Source organism: Saccharopolyspora sp. NPDC045839 (assembly GCF_056431645.1).
Genome location: NZ_JBWKKH010000031.1, coordinates 14,309 through 36,862, shown reverse-complemented (window position 1 = coordinate 36,862; position 22,554 = coordinate 14,309). Strand labels below are relative to the sequence as shown.

At 70.6% G+C, this 22,554-nt stretch carries 22 protein-coding genes; 10 read left to right on the top strand and 12 right to left on the bottom strand.

Annotated elements, in window-relative coordinates; genetic code table 11:
- The first annotated feature begins 97 nt into the window (after positions 1-97).
- Genes AC07EQ_RS32755 through AC07EQ_RS32740 form a run of 4 tightly spaced genes read left to right on the top strand, consistent with a single transcriptional unit; the run spans position 98 to position 3,463 of the window.
- Positions 98-1,153 carry an ABC transporter substrate-binding protein gene (locus AC07EQ_RS32755; protein ID WP_478391701.1) on the top strand — a complete coding sequence of 352 codons (1,056 nt, stop codon included), beginning with the start codon at positions 98-100 and terminating at the stop codon, positions 1,151-1,153.
- Positions 1,150-1,920, top strand: a complete 771-nt coding sequence (locus AC07EQ_RS32750) for an ABC transporter ATP-binding protein (RefSeq protein ID WP_358565299.1) — start codon at positions 1,150-1,152, stop codon at positions 1,918-1,920. The genes AC07EQ_RS32755 and AC07EQ_RS32750 overlap by 4 nt, the downstream gene beginning before the upstream one ends.
- Entirely contained in the window at positions 1,917-2,669 is a 753-nt protein-coding gene (locus tag AC07EQ_RS32745) for an ABC transporter permease (protein ID WP_478391700.1), read from the top strand. The genes AC07EQ_RS32750 and AC07EQ_RS32745 overlap by 4 nt, the downstream gene beginning before the upstream one ends.
- The gene (locus AC07EQ_RS32740; protein ID WP_478391699.1) at positions 2,666-3,463 is read left to right on the top strand and encodes an ABC transporter permease; all 798 of its coding nucleotides are present in this window, start codon (positions 2,666-2,668) and stop codon (positions 3,461-3,463) included. Before AC07EQ_RS32745 ends, AC07EQ_RS32740 begins: the two co-directional genes overlap by 4 nt.
- 76 nt (positions 3,464-3,539) lie before the next feature.
- Here the strand turns inward: AC07EQ_RS32740 and AC07EQ_RS32735 are convergent, their stop codons facing one another.
- Positions 3,540-3,905, bottom strand: a complete 366-nt coding sequence (locus tag AC07EQ_RS32735; protein ID WP_478391698.1) for an RNA-binding S4 domain-containing protein — start codon at positions 3,903-3,905, stop codon at positions 3,540-3,542.
- Positions 3,906-3,958: 53 nt separating this feature from the next.
- Complete coding sequence (locus tag AC07EQ_RS32730; RefSeq protein WP_478391697.1) at positions 3,959-4,423, bottom strand: hypothetical protein; 465 nt, start codon at positions 4,421-4,423, stop codon at positions 3,959-3,961.
- Positions 4,424-4,514: 91 nt separating this feature from the next.
- On the opposite strand from AC07EQ_RS32730, the gene AC07EQ_RS32725 reads away from it, so the two are divergent.
- Positions 4,515-5,495 (top strand): DUF5996 family protein, encoded by a 981-nt coding sequence (locus AC07EQ_RS32725; protein ID WP_478391696.1) that lies wholly within the window; start codon positions 4,515-4,517, stop codon positions 5,493-5,495.
- A gap of 4 nt (positions 5,496-5,499) precedes the next feature.
- On the opposite strand, the gene AC07EQ_RS32720 is transcribed toward AC07EQ_RS32725, so the two are convergent.
- The 4 genes from AC07EQ_RS32720 to AC07EQ_RS32705 all read right to left on the bottom strand — a co-directional run bounded on the left by AC07EQ_RS32720 (position 5,500) and on the right by AC07EQ_RS32705 (position 11,469).
- The gene (locus AC07EQ_RS32720) at positions 5,500-7,836 is read right to left on the bottom strand and encodes a putative bifunctional diguanylate cyclase/phosphodiesterase (protein WP_478391695.1); all 2,337 of its coding nucleotides are present in this window, start codon (positions 7,834-7,836) and stop codon (positions 5,500-5,502) included.
- 160 nt (positions 7,837-7,996) lie between these two features.
- The gene (locus AC07EQ_RS32715; protein ID WP_478391694.1) at positions 7,997-9,814 is read right to left on the bottom strand and encodes a glycoside hydrolase family 15 protein; all 1,818 of its coding nucleotides are present in this window, start codon (positions 9,812-9,814) and stop codon (positions 7,997-7,999) included.
- 141 nt (positions 9,815-9,955) lie between these two features.
- The gene (locus tag AC07EQ_RS32710; RefSeq protein WP_478391693.1) at positions 9,956-10,777 is read right to left on the bottom strand and encodes a bifunctional allantoicase/(S)-ureidoglycine aminohydrolase; all 822 of its coding nucleotides are present in this window, start codon (positions 10,775-10,777) and stop codon (positions 9,956-9,958) included.
- 188 nt (positions 10,778-10,965) lie between these two features.
- On the bottom strand, positions 10,966-11,469 hold the full coding sequence (locus AC07EQ_RS32705; RefSeq protein WP_478391692.1) for a winged helix-turn-helix transcriptional regulator: 504 nt from the start codon (positions 11,467-11,469) through the stop codon (positions 10,966-10,968).
- A 90-nt stretch (positions 11,470-11,559) separates the two neighbouring features.
- Between AC07EQ_RS32705 and AC07EQ_RS32700 the strand changes: the two genes are divergently transcribed.
- On the top strand, positions 11,560-12,348 hold the full coding sequence (locus AC07EQ_RS32700; RefSeq protein WP_478391691.1) for a crotonase/enoyl-CoA hydratase family protein: 789 nt from the start codon (positions 11,560-11,562) through the stop codon (positions 12,346-12,348).
- Between the two features lie 41 nt (positions 12,349-12,389).
- Positions 12,390-14,456, top strand: coding sequence for a 3-hydroxyacyl-CoA dehydrogenase NAD-binding domain-containing protein (locus AC07EQ_RS32695; RefSeq protein ID WP_478391690.1), 2,067 nt, complete (start codon positions 12,390-12,392; stop codon positions 14,454-14,456).
- A 54-nt stretch (positions 14,457-14,510) separates the two neighbouring features.
- Here AC07EQ_RS32695 and AC07EQ_RS32690 read toward each other — a convergent pair whose 3' ends face one another.
- Positions 14,511-15,401, bottom strand: coding sequence for an oxidoreductase (locus tag AC07EQ_RS32690; RefSeq protein ID WP_478391689.1), 891 nt, complete (start codon positions 15,399-15,401; stop codon positions 14,511-14,513).
- Positions 15,402-15,483: 82 nt separating this feature from the next.
- Between AC07EQ_RS32690 and AC07EQ_RS32685 the strand changes: the two genes are divergently transcribed.
- Complete coding sequence (locus AC07EQ_RS32685; RefSeq protein ID WP_478391688.1) at positions 15,484-16,074, top strand: TetR/AcrR family transcriptional regulator; 591 nt, start codon at positions 15,484-15,486, stop codon at positions 16,072-16,074.
- Between the two features lie 20 nt (positions 16,075-16,094).
- Positions 16,095-17,012, top strand: coding sequence for an LLM class flavin-dependent oxidoreductase (locus tag AC07EQ_RS32680; RefSeq protein ID WP_478391687.1), 918 nt, complete (start codon positions 16,095-16,097; stop codon positions 17,010-17,012).
- Positions 17,013-17,021: 9 nt separating this feature from the next.
- Here the strand turns inward: AC07EQ_RS32680 and AC07EQ_RS32675 are convergent, their stop codons facing one another.
- Positions 17,022-17,543, bottom strand: a complete 522-nt coding sequence (locus tag AC07EQ_RS32675; protein WP_478391686.1) for a DinB family protein — start codon at positions 17,541-17,543, stop codon at positions 17,022-17,024.
- Between the two features lie 75 nt (positions 17,544-17,618).
- On the bottom strand, positions 17,619-18,365 hold the full coding sequence (locus AC07EQ_RS32670; protein ID WP_478391685.1) for a DUF427 domain-containing protein: 747 nt from the start codon (positions 18,363-18,365) through the stop codon (positions 17,619-17,621).
- A 320-nt stretch (positions 18,366-18,685) separates the two neighbouring features.
- Between AC07EQ_RS32670 and AC07EQ_RS32665 the strand changes: the two genes are divergently transcribed.
- On the top strand, positions 18,686-19,642 hold the full coding sequence (locus AC07EQ_RS32665) for a DivIVA domain-containing protein (protein WP_478391684.1): 957 nt from the start codon (positions 18,686-18,688) through the stop codon (positions 19,640-19,642).
- Between the two features lie 41 nt (positions 19,643-19,683).
- Here the strand turns inward: AC07EQ_RS32665 and AC07EQ_RS32660 are convergent, their stop codons facing one another.
- The 3 genes from AC07EQ_RS32660 to AC07EQ_RS32650 are packed head-to-tail and all read right to left on the bottom strand — an operon-like array spanning position 19,684 to position 22,327.
- The gene (locus tag AC07EQ_RS32660) at positions 19,684-20,346 is read right to left on the bottom strand and encodes a methionine ABC transporter permease (protein WP_132480038.1); all 663 of its coding nucleotides are present in this window, start codon (positions 20,344-20,346) and stop codon (positions 19,684-19,686) included.
- Entirely contained in the window at positions 20,343-21,377 is a 1,035-nt protein-coding gene (locus AC07EQ_RS32655; RefSeq protein ID WP_478391683.1) for a methionine ABC transporter ATP-binding protein, read from the bottom strand. Before AC07EQ_RS32655 ends, AC07EQ_RS32660 begins: the two co-directional genes overlap by 4 nt.
- Positions 21,374-22,327, bottom strand: a complete 954-nt coding sequence (locus AC07EQ_RS32650) for a MetQ/NlpA family ABC transporter substrate-binding protein (protein ID WP_478391682.1) — start codon at positions 22,325-22,327, stop codon at positions 21,374-21,376. The genes AC07EQ_RS32655 and AC07EQ_RS32650 overlap by 4 nt, the downstream gene beginning before the upstream one ends.
- Positions 22,328-22,554 lie beyond the last annotated feature (227 nt).

Genomic DNA, 22,554 nt, shown 5'->3' with positions numbered 1-22,554 from the left:
CCTTGTAGGACCCTCCAACGATCGCGTCCGGACCGGGCCGGATCTTTCGTCTGCGCGCACATGGATCGCGCCTGCGCCGTTTGTTTGACTGCCACGCATGGTTAACCTCCGGTCTGCCGGCCGGCCCCTCGACCGGCGTCGATTCCTCCGTCTGTCCGGGCTGGCGCTGGGCGGCTCGGCGCTGCTGTCGGCTTGCGGCGGCAACGCGTCGAGCGGTTCCTCCGGCGGCTCGGTGTCCATGCAGCTGTCCTGGGTGAAGAACGTCGAGTTCGCCGGCCAGTACTTCGCCGACAGCCGCGGCTACTTCACGCAGGCGGGCTTCGAGCGGGTGGAGCTGCTCGCCGGGGGCGCCGCGGGCACCTCGGCGGAAGCGGCGATCGCCACCGGCCGGGCGTGGATCGGCGTGTCCGCGCCGCTGATCACCGCCCCGGCGATCAAGCAGGGCGCGCCGCTGAAGATCGTCGCCGCGACCTACCAGAAGAACCCGTTCGCGGTCGTGTCGCTGGAGAAGAACCCGATCCCCGACGCCAAGTCGATGATCGGCAAGCGGATCGGGGTGCAGGACGGCAACGACCTCGCCTTCACCGCGCTGCTGAAGGCCAACGGCATCGACCCGGGCCAGCTCACCCGCGTGCCGTTCCAGTTCGACCCGACGCCGATCACCACCGGCCAGATCGACGGCTACCTCGGGTTCTCCACCAGCGGCGCCGCCACGCTCGCCCGCCGCGGCGTCCCGGCGACGCAGTTCCTGTTCGCCGACAACGGGTTGCCGCTGGTCGGCGAGACGCTGATCGTGTCGCAGCAGACCATCGATGAGGAACGCGACAAGCTGAAGGCGTTCCTGAAGGCGATGGTGCGCGGCTGGAAGGACGCCATCGCCGACCCGGCCGCCGCCGCGCGCCTCGCGGTCGACCAGTACGGCAAGGACCAGAACCTCAAGGCCGACGAGCAGGAGGGGATGATGCGGCGCCAGGCCGAGCTGATCGTCTCCGACGACACCAGGGCGAACGGGCTGCTGACCGTCTCCGACGAGCTCATCGGGGCCAGCATCGACTCGCTGAAGTTCGCCGGGATCGACATCGCCGCCGACGACCTGTTCGACCTCGCCCCGCTGCGCGAGGTCTACCAGGAGAACCCGGACCTGCTGCGGTGACCGAGGGGATTTCGCTGTCGGGCCTGGGAAAGCGCTTCGCGCTGCGCAAGAACCCGGTCACCGCGCTGGAGAACGTCGACCTGCACACCGAGCAGGGGGCGTTCCTGTCGCTGCTCGGGCCGTCCGGCTGCGGCAAGTCGACGGTGCTGCGCATCCTCGCCGGGCTCGAAGAGCCCACGACCGGCACCGCGCTCGTGCACGGCGAGACGCCGCTGGAACTGCGCAAGCACCACCACCTCGGGATCGCGTTCCAGGACTCGGCGCTGCTGCCGTGGCGCAGCGTCGCGACCAACATCCGGCTGCCGCTGGAGGTCGCGGGCCTCAAGCCGGAGCCGGGGCTGATCGACGAGCTGATCGAGCTGGTCGGGCTCGGCGGCTTCGAGAAGGCGAAGCCCGCGCAGCTCTCCGGCGGGATGCGCCAACGCGTTTCGATCGCCCGCGCCCTCGTGGTCCAGCCCCGCGTGCTGCTGCTCGACGAGCCGTTCGGCGCGCTGGACGACATGACCAGGCAGCGGCTCAACCTGGAACTGCTGCGGATCTGGACCGAACGCCCGGCCACCACGCTCATGGTGACCCACGGCATCTCCGAGGCGATCTTCCTGTCCGACGTCGTCGCGGTGCTCAGCCCGCGGCCCGGCCGCGTCCTCGAGGTCGTCGAGATCGACCTGCCCCGCCCGCGCACTCCGGAGATGATGCGCACGCCCGAGTTCCACGCGCTGCACGACCACATCTCCGAGCTGCTGTTCACCGCCCGGACCGCCTCATGACCCGCTGGCTGGGCGGAACCGCCGGGATCGCGGCGCTGGTGGCGCTGTGGTGGGTGCTCGCGGCGACGGTGTTCGCCGGCGGGGGCGCGGTGCCGACGCCGCTGGCCGTCGTGCGGCAGTTCGCCGAGGACGGCTGGCAGTTCTACTGGGACAACGCGAGCGTCACCCTCGGCGGGGCCGGAATGGGTTACCTGTGGGGGAATCTCATCGCGCTGGCGATCGCGATGGTCGTGTTGCTGTTCCCGGTCACCGAGGGCGTGGCCACCCAGCTCGCGGTGGTCAGCTACTGCATGCCGCTGACCGCGATCGGCCCGATCATCCTGGTGGTGTTCGGTGGCCGGACGCCCACGATCTTCCTCGCCGCGTTGTCGGTCTTCTTCACCACGCTGGTCGGTTCGTTGCTCGGCCTGCGCGCGGCCGACAAGGCGAGCCTGGACGTCGTGACGGCCTACGGCGGCAACCGCTGGCACCGCCTGGTCAAGGTGCAGCTCGTCGCCGCGCTGCCGGCGGTGCTCAACGCGCTGAAGATCGCGGTGCCCGCGGCGCTGCTCGGCGCGATCATCGGGGAGTACCTCGGCGGTGTCGACAGTGGACTCGGCGTGGTGCTGACGGTGGCCCAGCAGCAGTACGTGGTGCCGCGCACCTGGGCGCTGGCCGTGGTGTGCGGGCTGCTCGCCGGCGCTGGCTACGCGCTGCTCGCCGTGCTCGGACGGCTGATCACGCCGTGGGCCAAGGGGGAGCAGGGATGAGCACGTTCGCCCGATCCGCGATCCGCCTGCTGATCCCGATGGTGGCCTCGGCCGTCGTCGTGGTGCTGCTGTGGATCGCGTTCCTGGAGCTGTTCGACATCAACTCGATGGTCGGCAAGCCGCCGTCGGCGGTGTGGGAGTACCTGGTCACTGACGACGACGCGGCCGCCAACCGCGCCACCGTCTTCGGCAACCTGGCGGTCACGTTGCGCGACGCGAGCCTCGGCTTCGTCGCCGGCCTGGTCGCGGCGATCGTGCTCGCGGTGGCGTTCTTCCTGGCGCGCGGCGTCGAGCAGGCCGTCATGCCGGTGGCGATGCTGCTGCGCTCGGTGCCACTGGTGGCGATGACGCCGCTGATCATGCTGGTCTTCGGCCGCGACGCCGTCGGCATTGCCGTGATCGGCGGGATCGTGGTGTTCTTCCCGGCCCTGGTGAACCTGGTGTTCGGCCTGCGCTCGGCGCCCCGCCCGACGATCGACCTGGTCACGGCCTACGGCGGCGGCAAGGTGACGGTGCTGCGGAAGGTGGCGGTCCCGGCGGCGCTGCCCGCGCTGTTCGCTTCGGCCCGCATCGCGGTGCCGGGCGCGCTGATCGGAGCGCTGATCGCGGAGTGGCTGGCCACCGGCCAGGGCACCGGGGGAGCGATCCTGCGCGCGGTCGGCGGCTTCCGCTACGACGAGCTGTGGGCGTCGGTCGTGGTCCTCACGGCGACGTCGATCGTCCTGTACACGCTGGTGGGCCTGGTCGAAACGGCGGTGGTGACCCGCTTCTTCCCGGACCGGGCCAAGAACTAGGCGCGCGGCCGGCCACGGGCCCGTGCGTGTTTTGTGCTGCTATGGCAACACAGAACACGCACGGGCCAGAGCCTGCTCAGGCGCCCCGCTCGCGGAACTTGTCGATCAGCCGGCGGTCGCGCTTGGTCGGCCGCCCGGCACCGCGCTCGCGGCGGGCCACCGGCACCGAGGCCTCCGGCGGCGGAGCCGGTGTCCGGTCGATGTAGCAGGTGGAGGCATCGGCCGCGCCGACGCGCCGCTGGATCACCCGCACCACCTCGACGACGCGGGTCCGGTCGCCGACGCGGGCTCGAACCTCGTCACCAGGGCAGACGGTGGTCGCGGGCTTGGCGGGGCGGTCGTTGACGCGCACGTGCCCGCCGCGACAAGCGGCGGCGGCGTCCGGGCGGGTCTTGGTCAGCCGGACGGCCCAGAGCCAGCGGTCGATACGGGTGGACTCCACAACACCACATGATGTCACGGCGACCCGGCGCGATCCGCCGACCGGCCCGCCGGTCAAGGTTGACAGGTGTACTCGGCGCTCACGTTGACCGTCTCGGCGCTCGGGTCGTACCGGGCGGTGATCAGGTATTCGTTGCTGCGGTCCACGGAGACGTAGACCATTTCCGCGATCTCGGGAGTGCTCCTGTCGTGGTCGAGCCAGTTCGAGCGACCGCGCCAGAGGGTCTCGACGGCGTCGAGGTACTGGCGTGCCTGCTCGGGGCTGACGTGCGTGGCCTCAGCCCTGGCCCTGGCCCTGGTCGTCCCGTAGAAGTTCTCGTCGTCGTCGCCCGTCCCCTCGCAAGAGAGGTCGGCACCGGCCGATGTGCCTCCGAACTGCAGGGAGGTGGAGCCGGCGGTCTGGGTCGCCTGGAGGTCGGCTTTCACCCGGTCCAGCGGAGCAGGCCCTTCGGGCGCGCAGCCCGAGATGAAGCACCCAACGGCAGCGGCCGCCGCCGCGAACCCTCGTCGACCTGGCACGTTATCTCCTCTGCGAAGGCAGCGTTCTCGGTACTGAGACGTCCGACAGGCCGGAAGGTTGATCGGAGCGAGCGGATTGCAGCGCGGTGGGATGGTGGGGGAGGCACACTGGGGCCGTCTGGATGGCTTGCTGGGGGCGGCTGTGGCGGGTTTCGGGGATTCTGCGGGCGATTGGCCTTCGTTGCGGGTCGCGGAGTGGGTCGATACGCGCGACACGTTGCACATGTGGATGCAGGTCGTCGGGAAGGTCCGGCTGGCCTTGGCGCCCATGGTCAACCACTGGTGGCAGGTTCCGCTCTACCTCTCCGCTCGCGGGCTCACCACCTCGCTGATGCCGCACGGCCGGCGTTCGCTCGACATCGAGTTCGACTTCTGCGAGCACGTGCTGCACATCCGGTCCAGCAGCGGGGACGCGCGGCGGATCCGCTTGGCGCCGAAGCCGGTCGCCGAGTTCTACCGGGAGACCATGGCCGCGCTCCGCGAGCTCGAACTGCCGGTTTCCGTCTGGACCATGCCGCGGGAGATCGAGCACGCCATTCCGTTCGAGGAGGACACCGAACACTCCTCCTACAGCTCGGAGCACGCGCACCTGTTCTGGCAGCAGCTGCTCGCCGCCCACCGGGTGCTGACCGAGTTCCGGTCGCGGTTCGTGGGGAAGGTCAGCCCGGTGCACTTCTTCTGGGGCGCGCTGGACCTGGCGGTCACCCGGTTCTCCGGCCGGACCGCGCCGGAACATCCGGGCGGCGCCCCCAACTGCGCGGACTGGGTGATGGTCGAGGGCTACTCCCACGAGCTCAGCAGCTGCGGCTTCTGGCCGGGCGGACCCGGCGAGGGCACCTTCTACTCGTACGCCTACCCCGAGCCCGCCGGGTACGCCCAGCATCCGGTCAGCCCGGCCGACGCCTCCTACAGCGCCGAGGTCGGCGAGTTCCTGCTGCCCTACGAAACCGTGCGCACCGCGGCCGACCCGGACGGGACGTTGCTGGAGTTCCTGCAGACCACTTACGAGGCCGCCGCCGACAACGGTGGCTGGGCTCGCAACCAGCTGGAGGGTGTTGCGGAGCGCGGCTGATCTCCTACTGCGCTTCGGGGACCGGCAGTGTGGTCGTTTCGAGCATGGCGTGGAGTTCACGCGGTCCGACGGCGTGCGAGAACAGCCAGCCCTGGTAGCCGTCGACGCCGAGTCCTTTCAGGACGTGGAACTGGGTGGCGGTTTCCACGCCCTCCGCTATGCAGTGGCGCCCCATGGCGCGGGCCATGTCCACCACGGCCCGCGCGACGGCGAAGTCGGCGGGATCGCCGCCGATGCCGGCGATGAACCGGCGGTCGGCCTTGATGATCTGGGCGGGCAGCTCCTTGAGCCGGGCCAGCGACGAATAGCCGGTGCCGAAGTCGTCGACGGCGAAGCTGACTCCCCGGTCGGCGAGCGCGTGCATCGCCGACCGGGCTTGTGCCGGCAGGTCGACCAGCGCGGTCTCGACGAGCTCCAGGACGACCCGGGCGGGGTCGATGCCGGATTCGTCCAGCGCGGAGGAGACCGCGGTGACGAAGCGCGGATCGCCGGGTACGAGCCCGGCCAGGTTCACGGCCACCCGGGCCTGCCCACCGCTGGCGTCCGGCCACCCGGCCGCTTCGCGCAAGGCGGTGCGCAACACCCAGCGGTCCAGCTTGCGCAGCAGGTCGCCTTGCTCGGCGACGGGCAGGAAAGCGCCCGGCGAGAGCAGCCCGTGGACCGGGTGGGGCCAGCGCACCAGCGCTTCGGCCCCCATGATCGAGCCGTCGGCGGCGACCACCGGCTGGTAGTGCAGCTCGAGTTCGTCGTGCGACAGGGCGTCCCGCAGCTGTCCCTCCATGTGCAGCTGCCCGTCGGCGGATGCGATCAAGGTCGGACTGGCCAGCGAGAACTTGCCCGGGCCGCGCCGCTTGGCCTCGGACATGGCCGCGTCGGCGAACCGCAGCAGGTCGTTCGCCGTGGCGTCGGGCCGATCGGCCTGTGCGGCACCGACCGACGCCGAAACGCGGACGAGCTGGCCCCGCACCGGGACCGTGGTGCGCAGGAGCGCGGAGACCCGGGTGGCCAGCGCGTCCAGCCCGTCGACCGCGGTCACGTCCGAGCAGACGATCACGAACTCGTCGCCGGAGAGGCGCACGACGGTGCACCCCGGCGGCACGCCGTTCTCCAAGATCCGGGCCAATGCGACCAGCAGCTCGTCACCCGCGTCGTGGCCGAGCGAATCGTTCACGCGCTTGAACTTGTCGATGTCGCAGAACACAACCGCGGTGCGCTCGCGGTCCGGGCCCGCGAGGTAGTCGGTGAGCAGGTCCTTGACCGCGGTCCGGTTGGGCAGGCCGGTGAGGTCGTCGTGGGTGGCCTGGTGGTGCAGCGCCTCGGCCTGCCGGTGCCGTTCGGTGATGTCCTGGAAGACGACCAGCCAGAACTGCGAGCCGTCGTCCTGCACGGAAAGGCCGGTGTGCAGCTCGCAGGACACCGGCTGGCCGTCCGAGCGCAACAGCGTCCGCTGCAGGACCTTCGGGTTCGCGTTCGGCCCGAGCACGCCCTTGCCGGAGCGCGGCGACCGGGCTTGGTCCTGCGGATGGTCCAGCTCGTCGGCGGTGCATCCGCGCAGCTGGTCCAAGCGGAACCCGAGCAGTCGGCACAGCGCCTCGTTGGCGTCGACGAGCCGCTCGGACCGGTCGAACAGCCCGATGCCGACCGGAGCCACGGCCAGCAGGTCGGTGAAGCGCTGGCTCGACCGGCGCAGCCACGTCAGGGCGTCGTCCGGCGCGGCGGCCGGGGCTTCGGGCCGGGGCGGCTCGCCGGGGTTCTCGTTGCGGCCGCGCAGGATTTCGATGTGCTCGGTGCCCGGTCGCGACATCACCCAGCTGGGGCCGCGCAGCTCCTTCGCGAACCGCTTCAACGGTGCCAGGCGTTGCGCGATCTCCTCGTAGCTCCCTGCGCCACGGCCGTCGATCGCCAGCGTGGCGAGGGACAGGGTGACCGGAGTGTCGTCGGCGTTGCGCGGTGGGTCCAGCAGCGCCGCGGCGAGCGCGTCCAGGTGCGCGGGTGCGCAAGCCATCAGGAAGTCGTCGCCGCCGACGTGCGCGACCTGCACCGAATCCAGCGGTGGGCGGATCTCGAGGGTGACCTCGTGCTCTTGGCGGTCGGCCGACCACAGCGCGCGACGCACATCCATGAGCGCGCCGGGATCGCCGACGACCGTCTGGGCCTGGATGGTGAGGTGCAGCGGGAGCCAGACCCGGAGGTCGGCGGCCGCCCGGACCGCGCTCACGGCCAGTCGGAGGTCCTGATCGACCAGGCCGGGCTGCGCGTCGGGGTTGTTCGGTCGCGGATGGCAGTCGGCCGAACGGGGTAGGACCTCGACGGCCACGATCCCGCCCAGCCGAATGTTCACCAGTGGCTGATACGCAACGTGCACGTTTTGCCGTAAATGCCCCACCGGATGGATGCTGCTTGCGATCGTGTGATCACATCGAGTGACTTAACTGTTTATTCACCCATTTCTCAACTGCTCGTTTCGTTCGGGGCTCCGCGCTACGCGTCCCGAGCGGCCGTCAGCCGAGGGACCGGTCGAGGTTGAACGCCGCGCTGATCAGCGCGAGGTGGGTGAAGGCCTGCGGGAAGTTGCCCAGCTGTTCGCCGGTGTGGCCGATCTCCTCGGCGTAGAGGCCCAGGTGGTTGGCGTAGGTGAGCATCTTCTCGAACGCCAGCCGGGCCTCTTCGAGGCGGCCCGCGCGGGTCAGCGCCTCGACGTACCAGAACGAGCAGATCGAGAACGTTCCTTCGGTGCCCGGCAGGCCGTCCGGGCTGGCCAGCGGGTCGTAGCGGTAGACCAGCGAGTCCGACACCAGGTGCTCGCCCAGCGCGTCGAGCGTGGCCAGCCACTTCGGGTCCGTCGGCGAGACGAACTTCGCCAGCGGCATCATCAGCACCGCCGCGTCGAGCACGTCGTCGTCCTCGTGCTGGACGAACGCGCGCCGCTTCGCCGACCAGCCGCGCTTCATGATCTGCCGGTAGATCTCGTCGCGGGACCGCCGCCACCGCGGGATGTCGGCGGGCAGTCCCCGGTGGTTGGCCAGCCGCATGGCACGTTCGATCGCCACCCAGCACATCAGCCGCGAGTACAGGTAGTTCTTGCGGCCGCCGCGGGTCTCCCAGATGCCCTCGTCAGGGCGGTCCCAGTTGTCGCAGAGCCAGTCCACCACGTCGACCACCTCGTCCCAGCGGTCGCTGGAGATCGGCTCGCCCCACTTGTCGTAGAGGTAGATCGAGTCGATCAGCGCCCCGTAGATGTCCAGCTGGAACTGGTCCACGGCGGCGTTGCCGACGCGCACCGGGGCGGAGCCCTGGTAGCCGCTGAGGTGGTGGAGCTCGCGTTCGGGCAGTTCGCTGCGCCCGTCGATGCCGTACATGATCTGCAGCGGGCCCGACGAATCGCAGCGACGCAGGTCGACGTGCTGGGACAGGAAACCCATGAACGCCTCGGCCTCCGCGGTGAACCCCAGCCGCAGCAGGGCGTACACGCAGAACGCGGCGTCCCGGATCCACACGTAGCGGTAGTCCCAGTTCCGCGCGCCGCCGATGCTCTCCGGCAGGCTCGTCGTCGGTGCGGCCACGATCGCGCCGGTCGGCGCGTAGGTGAGCAGCTTCAGCGTCAGCGCGGAGCGGTGCACCATCTCCCGCCACCGGCCGCGGTAGCGGGAAGCCAACAGCCAGTTCCGCCAGAACCGCACTGTGGCGGCGAACTCGTGCTCGGCCTCGGCCAACGGGCACCCCCGCGGGGCCACGTCACCGCCGACCTGGTCGAGGGCGAACACCGCGACCTCGCCCTCGTGCAGCTTGAACGCCGACCACACGTCCGATCCGTCGGGCTCGACCGGCACGCTGGCCGTCAACGCCAGGGACAGCTCTTCCGACTCGAAGATCGCCTGGCAGCCTTCGATGCGCAAGGTGTGCGGTCGCGTCGCGTAGTCGAACCGCGGCGCCACCCGGGCGCGGAACGGCAGCGAGCCCCGCACGCACACCACCCGGCGGATCAGCCGGTGCCGGCCCGCCTCGAGCGAGCCGTCCACGATCGGCATGAAGTCCTGGATCTCGCCGACGCCGTCCTCGGCGAAGAACCGCGTGATCAGCACGTTGGTGTCCGGGAAGTAGAACTGCTTGGTCCGCGCGGACACGTCGGCGGCGAGCTCGAAGGAACCGCCCTTCTCGGCGTCGAGGACCGCGGCGAACACGCTCGGCCCGTCGAAGCGCCCGCAGCAGTACCAGTCGATCGTGCCGTTGGTGCCCACCAGCGCGACGCTGCGCAGGTCGCCGATCAACCCGTGATCGGCGATCGGCAGGTATTCCGGGGGTTGCTGGTTCGACGTCACGGGTGCCTCCCGTGCAGCATTCCCGCGCGAGCGCGCGAGGACGGACACCCTCGTTCTACCCCTGTCCCCGGGTAGAGCACCAGTGGGACGAGCGTGGCCCGGCGGAACCCGCCGGGCCATCGCCGCTGCTCGGCGCCGCCGTCAGGTCAGCTTGATCTGCCGGTTGACGTCCTTGTAGAGCAGGTAGCGGAACTTGCCCGGGCCGCCCGCGTAGCAGGCCTGCGGGCAGAAGGCGCGCAGCCACATGAAGTCGCCGGCCTCGACCTCGACCCAGTCGTCGTTGAGGCGGTACACCGCCTTGCCCTCGAGGACGTAGAGCCCGTGCTCCATCACGTGCGTCTCGGCGAACGGGATCACTGCACCGGGCTCGAACGTCACGATGTTGACGTGCATGTCGTGCGACATGTCGTTCGGGTCGACGAACCGGGTCGTCGCCCAGGCGCCGTTGGTGTCGGGCATCGGCGTCGGCTCGAGGTCCTGCTCCTGCAGCGCGAACGCCTTGGGCGTCGGGTGGCCCGCCACCGGCTCGTAGGCCTTGCGCACCCACTGGAAGGTCGCCACCGCGTCGGACTCGTTGGCCACCGACCAGCTGCCGCCCGCCGGGAGATAGGCGTACCCGCCCGCCGTGAGGACGTGCTTCTCGCCCTCGATGACGACGTTCAGCGTGCCGGTGAGCAGGAACAGCACCGACTCGACGCCGCTCTCCGGCTCCGGCTCGGTGCTGCCGCCGCCGGGCGCGACCTCGACGATGTACTGCGCGAACGTGGTGGCGAACCCGGCGATCGGCTTGGCGAGGATCCACGCGCGGGTGTTGATCCACCCGGGCAGGTTGCTGGTGACGATGTCCCGCAGCACGCCACGAGGGATGACGGTGTACGCCTCCTTCACCACGGCCCGGTCGGTCAGCAGAGTGCTCTGCGACGGCAGGCCGCCCGCTGGGGCGTAGTACGTCGGCTCGCTCAAGTTGCAACTCCTGTCTTGATCGACGTTCACACGCTGCCGTGCAGTGCTTGCCGGGTGCGCCGCGGGGGCCAGCGATGTGTGACGTGGACAGCGTAAGGCTCCGGAACCCGTCGGGACAGCCGTCCGAGGCCTACGTATACATCACATCCGGACTTCGCTGAACCGCGCTGAATCGGTTTGGCGTGGAGTCACTCCGGTCGCGAGCCGAAGCGCGCCCGGACGTCCTCGCGGTCGGCGAGGCGGGCGGGGAACCCGGGGCCGAGCTCCTTGGTGACGGAACCGGCCGTGAGCGGTTGCGCGCAGTGCTCGCAGACGACGACGCCGTGGGTGGCCTGCCCGCAGGTGTGGCGGGTGATCACCGGAGGCCCGGACTCGCCGGCCAGCCAGCGGTCGCCCCAGGTCATGATGGCCGCGAGCACCGGGTAGAAGTCCTCGCCCTTCTCGGTGAGGACGTATTCGTACCGGTCGGGCCGCTGCTGGTAGCGCGCGCGGTCGAGCAGGCCCTCCTCGACCAGCCGCTGCAGCCGGGCGTTGAGCGTGTTGCGGGCGAGGCCCAGGGACTCCTGGAAGTCGTCGAACCGCCGGATCCCGGCGAACGCCTCGCGCAGCACGAGCGGGGTCCACCAGTCGCCGATCAGGTCCATGGTCCGGGCGATGGAGCAGGGCCAGTTCGCCAGCGAAGTCCGCTTCATGCCGCCGATCGTAGTGGGTTGTCCTACTGGACGGACGTTGCTACGTTCCAGTCAGTTGTTCTAGAGGACTGACTCCGAGCGGAGGACCGGATGAGCGCGGAAGCCGAGCCCGGCGAGGTCACGATGCGGGTCGATGGTCGGGTCGCGATCATCACCGTGGCCAACGAGGCCAAGAAGAACTCCTACACGCCGGCGATGATGGAGCAGCTGAGCGCGCACCTCACGGCGTTCGACGACGATGACGAGCTCTGGGCGGCGGTGTTCTGCTCGGCGGGCGAGCACACCACGGCCGGGCTGGACATGCCGAAGTTCTTCGGGCCGAAGGCCACGGCGAAGCCGCGCTCGGAGGACCAGGTCGACCCGTTCGGGCTCGGCCGCCGGTGCCGGAAACCGGTCGTGGCGGCGGTGCAGGGCATCACCTACACCGTCGGGATCGAGCTGATGCTGGCCGCGGACATCGTGGTCGCCGCGGACACCGCCCGGTTCGGGCAGATCGAGGCCAAGCGGGGCATCGCGCCGCTGGGTGGCGCGCACTTCCGGTACCTGACCAGGACCGGCTGGGGCAACGCGATGTACCACCTGTTCCTGTGCGAGGAGTTCGACGCGCAGCGCGCCCTGCAGATCGGGTTCGTGCAGGAGGTCGTGCCCTTCGGCGAGCACGTCGACCGCGCGATCGAGCTGGCGAAGCTGATCTGCCGGAACGCGCCGCTGGGCATCCGGGCGACCAAGGAGGCGGCGCTGACCTTCGTCGATGCGGCCGAGCGGGCAGCGATCGCCGAAATCCCGCTAATTCGTGAGAAGGTGTTCGCAACCGAGGACTTCCGGGAGGGCATTCAGTCCTTCGTGGAGCGGCGCGCGGCCGAATTCCAGGGCCGTTGAGCCGAAGAGAACGACGCACTACCAGAAAGCGGGTCTGCTGCATGTCCACCGAGTACGCCCTAGACGGTCCCGTCGCGATCATCCGAATCGAGAACCCGCCGGTCAACGGGCTCGGGCACGCCGTGCGCGAGGGGATCGTGCGGGATCTGCGCCGGGCCCTGGAATCCGCCGACGTCGAAGCCGTCGTGCTGACCGGCCGTCCGGGCTTCTTCTCGGCGGGCGCCGACATCACCGAGTTCGGGACGCCCAAGTCCGCGGCGGAACCGACGCTCGTGGACGTCATCGCCGCGCTGGACGCCGCCGGCAAGCCGGTCGTGGCGGCCATCGACGGCACCTGCTTCGGCGGCGGGCTGGAACTCGCGCTGGGCGCGCACTACCGGGTCGCCACCGCCGCCAGCAAGCTCGGGCTCCCGGAGGTGACGCTCGGGCTCGTCCCCGGTGCCGGCGGGACCCAGCGGCTGCCGCGCGCGGTGGGCCCGGCGGTCGCGGCCGAGATGATCACCGGCGGCAGGCCGCGCACCGCCAAGGCGCTCGCGGGCGTCGAAGGCCAGCGGTTGCTCGACCGGGTCGTGGACGGCGACGTGGTGGCGGCCGCGACGGCGTTCGCCCGCGAGATCGCCGCGGTGCGGCCGCTGCCCAGGGTCCGCGACCTCGCCGTCGGCGGCGTGGACGAGGTGAGCGCGATGCGCGAGCCGCTGCGCCGCCGCAGCCGCGGGTTCGAGGCGCCGCTGGCCGCCCTCAAGCTGGTGGAGCTGTCCGGGACCGCGCCGTTCGACGAGGCGCTGGCCGAAGAGCGCCGGACGTTCCTGGAGTTGATGGGCGGCACGCAGTCCGCCGCGCTGCGGCACGCGTTCTTCGCCGAGCGGGCCGCCCGCAAGATCCCCGATGTGCCGCGCGAGACGCAGCCGCGCCCCGTCGAGAAGGTGTCCGTCATCGGCGCCGGCACCATGGGCGGCGGGATCGCGATGAACTTCCTCAACGCGGGCATCCCGGTCGTCATCGTGGAAACCGGCCAGGAGGCGCTGGACCGCGGGCTGGGCATCATCCGCCGGAACTACCAGGCCCAGGTGGACAAGGGGAAGCTCGCGGCGGAGGTGCTCGAACGGCGGATGGCGCTGCTGACGCCGAGCCTCGACTACGCCGACGTGTCCGACAGCGACCTGGTCATCGAAGCGGTCTTCGAGGACATGGGCGTCAAGCGCGAGGTGTTCACCAAGCTGGACGCGGCGGCCAAGCCCGGCGCGATCCTGGCGTCGAACACCTCGACCCTCGACGTCGACGCGATCGCCGCGGTCACCGGGCGGCCCGGCGACGTGGTGGGCATGCACTTCTTCAGCCCCGCCAACGTGATGAAGCTGCTGGAGGTCGTGCGCGGCGCCGAGACCGCCGACGACGTGCTGATCACGGCGATGTCGGTGGGGCAGCGGGTCGGCAAGACCGCCGTGGTGTCCGGGGTGTGCGACGGCTTCATCGGCAACCGGATGCTGGCCGAGTACCGGGATGCCGCGATGGCGCTGCTTCGCGCCGGGGCATCGCCGGCCGAGGTCGACTCGGCGATCGAGGGCTTCGGCTTCGCGATGGGCCCGTTCCGGATGGGCGACCTGGCGGGCAACGACATCAGCTGGGCGATCCGCAAGCGCCGCTACGCGGAGCACCCCGACTCGCCGCGCGACGAGATCTCCGACGCGCTCTGCGAGCTGGGGCGGTTCGGCCAGAAGACCGGGGCGGGTTGGTACGACTACAAGTCCGGCAGCCGGGAGGCGATCCCGAGCCCGGTCGTCGACGAGCTGCTGACGTCGTACCACGAGAAGCACGGCACCCAGCGCCGCACCTTCGAGGCGGAGGAGATCGTGCAGCGCCTGGTCTTCGCGCTGGTGGACGAGGGCGCGCGGATCCTCGACGAGGGAATCGCGCTGCGAGCCTCGGACATCGACGTGGTGTACCTGGCGGGCTACGGATTCCCCCGGCACCGCGGCGGCCCGATGCACTACGCGAACACCGTGGGCACGGCGAACGTGCTGGCCGCACTGCGGAAGTTCCACGACGACGGCTGGGAGCCGGCGCCGCTGCTGGTCCGGCTGGCCGATGAGTCCGCGAACTTCGGCTGACGGCAGGTGATCAGCTGGGACACTGTGGACGAGTCCACAGTGTCCCAGCTGCTTTCAGCTCGCCCCGGCGAGGGGGAAGCCGGTGCCGGTCAGTTCCTCGGACAGCGTCCACAGCTTCTTCGCCGCGGCCGAGTCGCTGGCCGCGGCCGACCTGCTCACCAGCGTCGGACCGCCGCGCACCTCGAACAGGCCGTCCGGGCCGAGGTAGCTCGCGCCGGGCAGGTCCTGCGTCGCGGCGTAGAGCGTCGGCAGCGCGCCTGCCTTCGCGTCCTGCGCGACGATCCGGTTGCCGACGCGCATGAGCAGGCGCAGTGCCGCGCTCGGGGAATGGTTCTGCAGGTTCGTGGCCGCGTAGCCGGGGTGCGCGGCGAATGCCCGCACGGGCGAACCGGCCTCGGTGAGCCGCCGCTGCAGCTCCAGCACGAACAGCAGGTTCGCCAGCTTCGACTGGCCGTAGGCGCGCTGCGCGTTGTAAGCGCCGGTGAAATTCGGGTTGTCGAAGTCGATGCCCCGGACGTACCGGTGCGCCGTGGAGGCCACGGTCACCACGCGGTCGGTGACGTGCGGGAGCAGCAGGTTCGTGAGCGCGAAGTGGCCGAGGTGGTTGGTGCCGAACTGCGTCTCGAACCCGTCCTTGGTGCGCCCCTCCGGCGGGATCATCACCCCGGCGTTGTTGATCAGCAGGTCGACGTCGCCGTCCCAGGAGCCGGCGAACTCCCGCACCGAGGCGAGGTCGGCGAGGTCGAGGCGGCGGACCTCGTGGCTGCCGGGGAGCGCGGCCGCCGCCTCCGCGCCCTTGGTGACGTCCCGGACGGCGAGCACCACGTGCGCGCCGGCCCTGGTCAGTGCGCGGGCCGTGTGGACGCCGAGGCCGCTGTTGGCGCCGGTGATGATCGCGGTGCGGCCGGTCAGGTCGGGGATCCGATCGATGCTCCAAGCAGGCATGGGCGCCAATGTAGTCACCGACAACAAAGTTGACAATGGCAACAATGCTGCCGGTGTCAACATCCACGGTAGGGTGCTGGTCATGGCTGGAGGTCGTTATCACCACGGGGACCTTCGCGCCGCGTTGCTGGACTCCGCCACCACCGCGCTGCGCACGAGCGGGGTCGACGCCCTGTCCCTGCGGGAACTCGCGCGGGACATCGGCGTCAGCCACGCCGCGCCACGACGGCACTTCAAGGACAAGCGGGCGCTGCTGAACGCGCTCGCCCTGCGCGGATTCGAGCGCCTGACCGCCGAGCTCGACGCGGCCGCGGCCACCGAGGGCCCGTTCCGCCGCAGGCTGACCGCGCTGGCCCGCGCCTACGTCCGCTTCGCCGTGCACGACGCGGAACTGCTCGAGCTGATGTTCGTCCGGAAGCACGCGCCGGACGCCTCCGAGGAACTGGTCGCGGCGGGCCACCGGCTGGGGACATCGATGCTCGCGGTCATCGTGGACGGCCAGCGCAGCGGCGACGTGCACGCCGGTGGGACCGACGGCATCGGCCTGTCGGTGTTCGCCGGGCTGCACGGCTTCGCCAGCCTGGCGGCCGGCGGCATGGTCCCGGAAGAGGGCTCGGACGCCGCGCTCGACGTCCTCCTCGGCGAGCTCCTCAACGGCATCGCGCCACGCTGAGCGGGGGCTACGATCACCGCATGAGGTTCGCGATCTCGATCCCGCAGTTCTTCGCAGACGGCGAGTTCGACGCCGCCGGTTTCGCCGGCTACCTGAGGCGGGTCGAGGAACTCGGCTTCGAAAGCGCGTGGACCCAGGAGCAGGTGCTGGGCACCATGCCGCAGCTCAGCCCGATCGAGACGATGACCTTCGCGGCGGCCTGCACCGACCGGCTGCGGCTGGGCTGCGCCGTGCTGGTGACCACCCTGCACAACCCGGTGCACCTCGCGAAGAGCCTGAGCACGCTGGACCAGCTGTCCCGGGGACGGCTGGAGATCGGCGTCGGCACGGGCGGCCGGGGCCGGATGTTCGCCGCGTTCGGCGTCGAGCCGGAGCGTTTCGTCGGCCGGTTCACCGAGGGCCTGGAGCTGATGAAGCAGCTGTGGACCCGGCCGCGGGTGACCTTCGACGGCCGGTTCTGGCAGCTCGAAGACGCCGCGATGGAGCCCAAGCCGTTCCAGAAGCCGCATCCGCCGATCTGGTTCGGCGGCAACAGCCCGGTGGCGCTGCGGCGCGCGGTCCGCCACGGCAACGGCTTCTTCGGCGCCGGATCGTCGCCCACCGAGCGGTTCGCCGACCAGGCCCGGACCGTGGCGGCCGCGCTCGCCGAGCAGGAACGGGACCCGGCCGACTTCCCGATCGCCAAGCGCGTCTACATCGCTGTCGACGACTCGCCGGAGCGCGGTCGGGAGCGGATGAACGCCGAGCTCGAGCGCCTCTACGGGCGCCGCTCCGAAACCATCGAGGCCGCCGCAGTGGTTGGCACCCCGGAGGATTGCGAGCGGGAGCTGCGCGCGGTCGCGGCCGCCGGTGCGCAGCGCATCCTGCTCAGCCCGATGTTCGACCACGCCGAGCAGACCGAACGCCTGGCGGCCGAGGTCCTGCCCCGGCTCGGCTGACGTCCCCGGTCACGACGCGGCGCGCACCAGGCGGAGCTGGCCGATCTCGGCGGCGTTCTTCATCAGTTCCGCGTTGACCCAGCCGACCGTGTGCGCCACGGTCATCTCGGGGTCGTTCTGCCAGGGGAATGGCGCGACGGCGTCCAGGTCGGCCTCGGTGAACTCGTCCAGCACGGCGAGCCAGTCCGCGCGCAGCCCGCGCAGCCAGTCGATGGCCGGCTGCCCGGCGCCGGGCCACTCGACCTCGGTCCGGTCGCGCGGCGGCACGCCCCGCGCGTGGTCGATGGTCACGCTCCACCACCAGCCGATGTGCCAGGTGAGCCAGCCGATGGTGGGCACCGGGATGGGATCGGGTTCGGCGTCGGCCCAGTCCGGCACCCACGCCCCGTCCTCGCCCCGGCGCATCGTCCAGCAGTGCTTCGCGGGTTCCCAGCGGAAGTCCTCGGGGCTCAGCCGTTCCAGGTGGAACTCGAACAGCGACCAGGTCAGGTCGAACTGCCAGCGCAGCAGTTCGCGACGGGATGCGGGCATGGGAGGATCTTCGCATTCCGTCCGGCCGGGCCGAAAGCGACTTTCCGATCGTCCATGGTGGACGGTCGCTGGTGGTCAGGAGAACGGCGTGTGCGGCTTCTCCTGGAGCTCGCCGTCGATGGTGACCTCCACCTGCTCGTCGTAGAAGCAGGCGAGGCCGGCGATCTTCTGGCTCTCCGGCAGCGGCGTGCGGTAGGCCCAGACGATGTCGGGGTGTTCGGTGCCGTCGACCACCACGTGCCAGTACGTCGCGGTCCCCTTGTAGGGGCACTGGGTCCGCCGGTCCGACGGCCGCAGCAGGTCCATCCGGACGTCGGCCAGCGGGAGGTAGTAGCGCGGCGGCAGGCCGGTCTCGAAGAGGATCTGCGGGCGGCGCGAGTCGGCCACCACGGCGCCGCCGACGCGCACGACGACGTGCCGCGAGCCGGCCAGGATGTCGACCCGCTTGTACGGGTCGCGCGGGTGGACGTAGACGGGCTCGTCCTCCTCGAGCCACTCGTCCATCGCATCCCAGTCGATACGCACCAGGCCCTGGGCGGGGGAGGAGTCCGGGAACCGGACGGCGGCGCCCTCGGCGGAAGCCCCGTCGACCAGCACGTCGTGGACGTCTCCGTCGCCCAGGAGGTCGATGTGGCGCGTGCCGCCGGTCGGGCGCAGCTGCGCCTGGACGTCCTCGGCCGGCAGGTAGTACGTCGGGTAGTAGGGGTGCTCCCACACGAGCATCGGGCGCCTGGAGTCCGCGACGAGCCGCCCGCCGAGATAGGTGCGCACCCGCTTGGGCGATCGCTGGATCTTCGGCTGCTCGCCCGGGTTGTCGGTCATGGCGTTCTCCGATGCTCGCGCGTCTGCTACCTCCCATCCTGGCGCGCGGGCGCGGCGCGGGCCACCACCCGCCTGGTCCTCAGTGGATGATCAAGTGGGTTGGACCGTTCGGGCGCAGCCGCCGGGGCCACTGTCCGCAGTCGGCCGGGCGCTCGGCGCAGCGTGCGACGAACGCCCCATTTCGGGGGTGCCCGGAAGGGTTGATCTCGGGCGCCGCCCCGGGCAAGCTGTTCGCGCAGAACGGGCGGGTCGGGGGCTCGGGCGGTTCAACGCCGGGCATGCGTCCGAAAGTTGGCGGCACATGCCCTGGAGGCCCGAGGATGCTCACCCCCGACGACGTGCGCAACGTTGCTTTCGCCAGGAGCTGGCGGCGCAACCGCGGCTACGACGAGCGCGAGGTGGACGAACTCCTCGAACGCGTCGAGGCGACGCTGCGCGGGAAGCGGCTGGTGACCGCGCGCGACGTGCTCACGGCGCGGTTCAGCCCGGGCAGGCCCGGACGGTCCTACAAGAAGTCCCAGGTCGCCGAGTTCCTGGACCAGATCGCGCTGACCCTGATGAAGCGCGAGGTGCGGGAGTCCGAGCGCCGCGAGAAGCAGGGCGGCGCAGTGAGCGAGGAGAAGACCGTGGTCCGGCGCGCGACCCCGGTCGTGGAGCCGGCGCCCCGGCGCGGCGAGGCCGTGCAGCCGGGGCGCGTCGAGGTGTTCAGCAGTTCGGCGGCGCAGCAGAACGTGCTGGACAAGGCCGAGGTCGATGCGTTCATGGACCGCGTCGAGGCCACCCTCCGCGGTGCCGACACGCTGACCGCGCAGGACGTGCTGGGCGCCCGGTTCAACCCGCCCGGCCCGGGCCGGCCGGGATACCAGGAGGCCAGCGTCTTCGCCTTCCTCGTCATGGTCTCCACGATGATCAAGAACATGACCCCGCGGCAGCGGCCGCAGGCCGTCCCGGCGCAGCGGATGCCGATCGCCCGCGCCTTCCCGCGCGCGCTGATCGCAGGGACGCCGCAGCTCACCCCAGAGGCGATCGGCAGCGTGGTGCTGCACGGTTCCGCAGGCAACGAGCACGGCTACGACGAGGACGAGGTCGATGACTTCCTGGACCGCGTCGCCGACGCCCTGCGCGGCGCCGGGACGCTGACCTCGCAGGACGTTCGGTCCGTCGCGTTCCGTGCGCAGCCCGAGGCCGGTACCGGCTACGACCGGGCGGAGGTCGATTCGCTGCTGGACCTCATCGCGGATCAGCTGGACTCCGACGCGGTGCCGCGCCGCTCGTGAGTGTTCGTTCCGGTTCTTGCCGGAACGAACACTCACGAGGATCAGCCGCGCAGCGCCTTGCGGGATAGCAGGTTGCCCAGGTACTGGGCCGCCTGCACCAGCACGATGATGATCAGCACCGCGATCGCGGTGATGCCCCACTCGAAGCGCTGATAGCCGTAGGTGATGGCGAAGTCCCCGAGCCCGCCGCCGCCGACCGCGCCCGCGACGGCCGTCATGTCGACGACCGCGACGAACACGAAGGTGTAGCCGAGGATCAGCGGCCCGAGCGCCTCCGGCACCAGCAGGCCCACGATGATCCGCAGCGGGCTCGCCCCCATCGCGCGGGCCGCCTCGATCACCCCGGGGTCGATGGTCACCAGGTTCTGCTCGACGATCCGCGAGATGCCGAACGTGGCCGCCACGGTCAGCGCGAACGTGGCCGCGGTGGTGCCCAGCGTGGTGCCGACCACCTGGATCGTCAGCGGGCCGATCGCCGTGATGAAGATGATGAACGGGATCGGCCTGATGATGTTCACCAGCACGTTCAGCACCACGAACACGAAGCGGTTGGCGAGGATCCCGCCCGCCCGCGTGGTGTAGAGCAGGATGCCGAGCACCAGGCCGAGGAAGCCGCCGATCAGCATCGTGGCCAGCACCATCCAGATGGTCTGGCCGATCGAGGTGAGCAGCACCGGCCCGATCGTCGCCCAGTCGATGTTCACGCCACCAGCTCCTGCACGTCGGTGATCTCGCGGAGCTCGGCGATCAGCGCGTCGACGCCGTCGGCCGCGCCGTTGAGCTCCAGCGTCAGCCTGCCCAGCGACTCGCCGCCGAGCTCCTTGATCCCGCCGTAGACGATCTCGAACCGGACGCCGTGCCTGCCCAGCGCGTTGGACAGCACGGCGCCGATCCGCCGGTCGTCGCGGATTTTCGCGGTCACCAGCCGGCCGTCGTGCCGGGCGCGCAGCCTGGCGAGGTTCTCGCCGTCGGGCTGGTCGTGCAGCACGGTTTCGACGAACCGGCGGGTGATCGCGGTCTTGGGCGCGGAGAACACGTCCACCACGCTGCCCTGCTCGACGACGCGCCCGGCGTCGAGCACCGCCACCCGGTCGGCGATCTCCCGGACCACCTCCATCTCGTGGGTGATCACCACGATGGTCACCCCGAGCTCGGTGTTGACCCGCTTGAGCAGCCGCAGCACCTCGCCGGTGGTCTCCGGGTCGAGTGCGCTGGTGGACTCGTCGGCGAGCAGGATCTTCGGGTTGGTCGCCAGCGCCCGGGCGATGCCGACCCGCTGCTTCTGCCCGCCGGAGAGCTGATCGGGGTAGTGCCAGGCCTTGTCGGCGATGCCGACGAACCGGAGCAGCTCGGCGACCCGTTGCTCGCGCCGCCGCTTGTCCCAGCCCGCGATCTTCAGCGGGTAGGCGACGTTGCCGAACACGGTGCGCGAGCGGAGCAGGTTGAACTGCTGGAAGATCATGCCGATGCCGAGCCGGACCTCGCGCAGCCGCCGCTCGGGCAGGCCGGTGATGTCGGTGCCGCCGACGACGACCCGCCCGGTGCTGACCGGCTCCAGCGCGTTGATCAGCCGGACCAGGGTGCTCTTGCCCGCCCCGGAATAGCCGATGATCGCGAACACCTCGCCGGCGTCGATGGTCAGGTCGACGTCCGCCAGCGCGGTGACCGCGCGATCGCCGGAGCCGAAGGTCTTGCCGACGCCGCGGAACTCGATGAGCGGGGACCCCGTGCTCACTTGGCGGCCTGCACGGTCCGCGTGAGGTCGGCCAGGATGCCCTCCAGCTCGGCTTGCGGGCGGTCGACGAGCACCGAAGTGCCCTTCGAGTCGGCTTCGGCCTGCCCGGAGACGCGCTCGTCCCGGTAGATCTCGACGAGCTTGTGGTAGGTCGGGTTGTCCCGGTCCTCGGCGCGGACGACGAACGCGTTGATGTAGGGCGCGGCGGCCGGGCTGTCGGGGTCGTCGCCGAACAGCGCCTTGCTCGGGTCGAGGTCGGCGTCGAGGGCGAAGTTGTTGTTGATGATCGCCGCGTCCACCGACGGCAGCGACGCGACGGTCTGCGCGGCGTCGACCGGGGTGACGGTCACCTTCGAGGCCGCGGCGTCGATGTCGGCCGGGGTGGCGAGCACGGTCCCGCCGTCCCTGAGCTTGATCAGCCCGGCCTGCTGGAGCACCAGCAGCGCCCGCGCCTGGTTGGTGGGGTCGTTCGGGATCGCGACGGTGCCGCCCTGCGGGACGTCGGCGACGTTGGTGTGCTTGCGGGAGTACAGGCTCAGCGGCACGACGTAGGTCGAGCCGATCGGGGTGAGGGTGTCCGAATTGGACGCGTTGTAGTTGGCGAGGAAGAGCAGGTGCTGGAAGAGGTTCACGTCGATCTGCTTCTGCGACAGCGCCGGGTTGGCCTGGTGGTAGTCGCTGAAGTTGACCGTCTCCAGGTCGATGCCCTGGGCGGCGGCGAGGTCCTTGTAGGTCTTCCAGTACGACTTGCTGGCGTCGGTCACGCCGATGCGCACCTTGGTGCGGCCGGCCGCGGTGTCGGTCGAGCCGCCCTGCACCACGACGACCACCGCGACGACGGCGATCACCACCAGCGCGGCCAGGCCCAGCAGGACGCCCCGTCGCTTCTGCTTCGGCTTCTCCGGCAGCCCGAGGTCGTTGTTCTCGGGGGCGTTGTCGTTCTCGGACATGTCATGCCTTTCGCGGTGTCGGCGCGCGGGAATCCGATGCGTGCGCGCCCTTCGGACGCCACGATGCAGCAGCCGGCCGAGGAACCTGACATCGTTTCATGATCTGGATTTTCCGGGCGCGATTTGCCGTCGCGGCATGCGTCGTGCTAGGCGCCCGCCTCACCGTGACCTGCATCCCGCGATCGATCGAAAGGCTTGCTCGGGGTGTCCTATACGGTCGTATAGTA